Source organism: uncultured Campylobacter sp., from assembly GCF_905371695.1.
Taxonomy (GTDB): domain Bacteria; phylum Campylobacterota; class Campylobacteria; order Campylobacterales; family Campylobacteraceae; genus Campylobacter_A.
This window is the reverse complement of sequence record NZ_CAJPMA010000118.1, coordinates 1-4,164: the sequence shown is the minus strand read 5'-3', so window position 1 is coordinate 4,164 and position 4,164 is coordinate 1. Positions and strand designations below refer to the sequence as shown.

Below are 4,164 nucleotides of genomic sequence, written 5' to 3'. Positions count from 1 at the left end.
ATTTAAGCAAAGTTATTTTTATCGCTACCGCAAACGACGTGGGCGCCATACCCGCGCCGCTTCGCGATAGGATGGAGTTTATCTATCTAAGCTCCTATACGCCGCAGGAAAAATTCGAGATCGCCAAGAAATATCTAGTGCCGCAGGAGCTAAAAAAGCATGGATTAAAGCCGATCGACGTTAGTATTTCAAAAGATGCGTTAGAGCTGATTATTGCCGAATATACGCGTGAGAGCGGAGTCCGAAATTTACGCCGTAGGATCGCCGATATCTTGCGAAAAGTAGCTAAAAATATTTTAATTAAAAAAGACGTCGTCGGCGAACCGGTAAAAAAACAGGTCGTAACGGCTAAAAATTTAAAAGATTTTCTTGAAAAAAAGGTATTTGAGATCGAGCCTGCGGATAAAAAAGATCAAGTAGGGCAGGTAAACGGGCTAGCATGGACTAGCGTCGGCGGCGATGTGCTGCGTATAGAAGCGGTTCGCATACAAGGCAAAGGCGCGATGCAAATTACCGGACAGCTCGGCGACGTGATGAAAGAGAGCGCGCAGATCGCATTTAGCGTGGTAAAAGTACTAATCGATAATAAAAAACTCAAAGTACCGATAGCGATCGTGCCGAAATTTGACGACGACAAGCGAAAGCTGGAACCTAGCGACGTTTATAGGCGGTATGATTTACACTTGCACGTTCCGGAAGGCGCGACGCCGAAAGACGGACCGAGTGCTGGCATAACGATGGTAACGGCGATTGCATCTATATTAACGAACATTAAAGTGCGCCACGACGTAGCAATGACCGGCGAGATTACGTTAAGCGGCAAGGTGTTGCCGATCGGCGGACTAAAAGAAAAGCTGATTGCCGCACATAAAGCTGGTATAAAAACCGCGCTAATCCCGCGCAAGAATTACGAGCGCGATCTAGACGATATCCCGCAAGACGTAAAGAACGATATGAGAATAGTAGCCGTAGATGTTATAGAAGACGTGCTAAAAAACGCGTTAGTTATGCCTAATAAATAAAATTTTTAGATTTTATAAATAATCGGTGCTAGATAGATTTACAAAATTAAAATCTAGCTGAATTTGCGATGATTTAAAAAGGTATAATCAAGCCCCGAACTAGGGCTTGATTTAATTATAGTCCTTCAAAAGGATTTGTTACTACGTCGTCGCGGTCGACTATGTAAGGGATAAGAGCCGCTTGACGAGCGCGCTTAATCGCTTTTTCGACCATTTCTTGGTATTTTTTAGACGTGCCCGTTAGGCGGCGCGGCATGATTTTAAATCGCTCAGAAAGGCAATATTTTAAGAGCGAAGTATCCTTATAGTCGATAAACTCGATTTTAGCTTCCGTGAATTTGCAATATTTGCGTGAATATTTTCTTTTTTCTGCCATTTTTTATCCTTGATTAAAACGGTATCGTATCGTCCGTATCGTACTTGTCGGAGTCTACGTTGATGTCAGGGATATTCTCTTCGTAATCGTTTTGCGTTTGTTTATTAAACTGCTGATTTTGCTGTTTCGGCGCGCTTTGGTAGCCGCTTTGCGAATTATAATTTGATCCGCCGTTAAAATTTTGCTGGCGATTTTGGGCGTACCCGTTTTGATTATAGCCGCCCTGCGCATATCCGCCGCCTTGATTATTTTGAGAGTATCCGCCTTGATTTTGCTGACCGCCGCCTAGCATCTCCATATTTTCTACGCTTATGGTGTGTTTGGAGCGATTTTGCCCGTTATTGTCCGTCCATTGGTCGAATTTTAAGCGACCTTCGATAAGAACTTTCGAGCCTTTGTTTAGGTATTGGTTGGCAATCTCCGCTTGTTTTCCGAAAAACGAAATATCAATAAAGCAAGTCTCTTCGCGCTTTTCGCCGTTGGTCGTAAATTTTCTAGTTACCGCAATGCCGCAATTACCGATCGCAGAACCGCTAGTAGTGTAGCGAAGCTCGATATCTCTGGTTAAATTTCCTACCAAAACTACTTTATTGAACATTTTTTATCCTTTTAGGCTTCTAAAAAAGTTTGCTCTTCTATTTTTTCGGTTTTCGGTTCGCGAGGCGCTCTTGGTTCGCGCGGTTCGCGAGGCTCTTTTTTAATCGTTTGCTTGATGCCTTTGCATAGACGTTCCCAAGCGGCGATTTCGGTTTTGTTTTCGTATTTTACGCTTAAAAAGCGGATAATATCTTCCGTAATTCTGATGTTGCGCGTAAGTTCCGCTAATAGCGCCGGCGGAGCTTTGTAGTAGATTACGAAATACGTTCCGCGCTCGTATTTTTGGATAGTATAGGCTAGTTTTCTAGTACCCATTTCGACGACGGTCGCAATCTCTCCGCCGTTTTTTGTAATGACCTCTTTTACGAAATCGACTTTTGCTTTGACTTCTTCATCCGTAAGCGTCGGCTTTAAGATGAATAAAAGCTCGTAATGTCTCATCTGTTCTCCTTGTGGGTATTAAGCTCGCTAAGCGAGCAAGGATGCCATTAGGCAAGAGCCGATTATAGCCGTTTTTTACTTAATCTTTGCTGTTGAGACGAGGTTTTGCAGCTCTAATACGCACGATAGCAAAAATGCGCTTTTGCATATTTTAGCATTGGTTTTTAGCTCCGATTCGGTCGCGTTTAAAATTTTAAAAATTTGCGCGTATGCCTTTAAATTTAGCGACAAACACTGCGTTTTTAAGGCTTGCGCAATATTGGGCGGCGGAGCGTAGCCTAGCGCCTCTTTTACGTCAAATCGCCCGTTTATTTTGATATAAGAATGTAGCCTAAATAATCTATAAAACGCCTTGTAAAGCGAGTTTATAAACAAAATCTCATTAAACGACGCGTCTTGTTCGTAAGCGAAAAAATCGGCGCGAATGTCTTTTAAATTTATAAATTTGTTAAAAAAATCGTCGAAATTTACGCCGCCTAGACCGAAAACCAGCTTTCTAACGTCGTCTTGATCGATATGCGCGTTTAGGCTTTTAAGCTTATTTAGCTCGCTTGCGGCTAAATATAAATTTTCGTTATGGATAAAATAAAGCTCGTAAAGCGCGTTTTGGGTTATATTTAGTCCCTCTTTGCCCGCTTGCTTGGCAAGTAGCGTTACGGCTTCGTCCGGCGTTGAGGGCTTAAAAAACCGCGCAAAATTTTGCCCGAAAATCTTCTGCGCTTCCGTCGCGATTTTCATATCGCTTTCGTAAAATTCGAATAAAAACCGATTGCTCGCGTCCTTTTGACACGCGTTTATCAGATCTTTTAGCTCTTTGCCGACTATTTTTTTATCGCTTTTTACGCGCAATACGTTTTGCCCGCCAAATAGCGACGGCTCGCTAAGATGCGACTTGGCGCGCATAAAATCGTATTCGTCGAAATATAGATTTAGCGCGTTTGCGCCCGGCGTTAGGTAAAGGTTTAAAATTTCCTTACCGAAAAGCTCGATTTGATATTCGTCCGCGCCGAAAAGCAAGAAAAAATTCGCGACTCTGCCCGTATTAAGCGCGCTTTCCAGCTCTTTTCTATACATTTTGCGTCTCGCCGCCTAGCTTTTTTACTACCCGTCCCATAATTTTGGCGCTCGCGATATCGGCTTGCGTGATTTGCACCAAAATTTTTTGCAGAAGCTCGCAGCCGTAGCCCGCGATAAAAATTCTAGCGCCCTTAAATTCGTCGTCTAGCTTCGCCACTAAGACGTTTTGATTTTCGCTTACGTAGCACTTAACCTGTTTGCCGATATTTTTCGCCGCCCAGCGCGCGAATTTTCTATCCATAAAATCATACGCGACTCTATCGGCTTCGCGCTCTAACTCGCTTAAATTCGCGCAGTCGCTATCGATGTTTAGCAGTAAATAATTATAAAATTTTTCGTCATTCGCTAAATTTGCCTTTAAAAGCCTGTGTAAAATAAGATCCGAGTAGCGGCGGATAGGGCTGGTAAAGTGCGTATAGCGCTCGAATCCGAGCCCGAAGTGGCCTAAATTTTGCGCCGCATACTCGGCCTTTTTTTGCGATTTGATGATTAGCTTGTCGATCTCCTCGCGATTGCCCATCGTGTCGGCCTGCGCTTGGATTTTGCGAATTAGCTTCGATAGGTCGCTTTCATAGACGAAGTCAAGTCCTAAAAGCGCCAAATCGTCTAGTAAATTTTGTATTTTTTTAAAATCGGGCGCCGCATGGTTGC

6 protein-coding genes are annotated in these 4,164 nt (G+C 43.3%); 1 reads left to right on the top strand and 5 read right to left on the bottom strand.

Features of this window, described 5'->3' with window-relative positions; translation table 11 throughout:
- The coding region (locus tag QZ147_RS08560) for a S16 family serine protease (protein ID WP_295149332.1) at positions 1 to 1,022 on the top strand (1,022 nt) is incomplete at its 5' end.
- A 115-nt stretch (positions 1,023 to 1,137) separates the two neighbouring features.
- Here the strand turns inward: QZ147_RS08560 and rpsR are convergent.
- From rpsR to QZ147_RS08535, 5 genes are all read right to left on the bottom strand, one after another.
- Entirely contained in the window at positions 1,138 to 1,398 is a 261-nt protein-coding gene (rpsR, locus tag QZ147_RS08555; RefSeq protein WP_295149329.1) for a 30S ribosomal protein S18, read from the bottom strand.
- Positions 1,399 to 1,411: 13 nt separating this feature from the next.
- Positions 1,412 to 1,996, bottom strand: coding sequence for a single-stranded DNA-binding protein (locus tag QZ147_RS08550; RefSeq protein ID WP_295149326.1), 585 nt, complete (start codon positions 1,994 to 1,996; stop codon positions 1,412 to 1,414).
- 11 nt (positions 1,997 to 2,007) lie between these two features.
- Positions 2,008 to 2,436, bottom strand: a complete 429-nt coding sequence (gene rpsF / locus QZ147_RS08545; protein WP_295149323.1) for a 30S ribosomal protein S6 — start codon at positions 2,434 to 2,436, stop codon at positions 2,008 to 2,010.
- Between the two features lie 75 nt (positions 2,437 to 2,511).
- Positions 2,512 to 3,510, bottom strand: a complete 999-nt coding sequence (gene holA, locus QZ147_RS08540; protein ID WP_295149320.1) for a DNA polymerase III subunit delta — start codon at positions 3,508 to 3,510, stop codon at positions 2,512 to 2,514.
- Positions 3,503 to 4,164 (bottom strand): RNB domain-containing ribonuclease (locus QZ147_RS08535; protein WP_295149317.1); only part of this gene is annotated, 662 nt, incomplete at its 5' end. The genes QZ147_RS08535 and holA, both read right to left, overlap by 8 nt.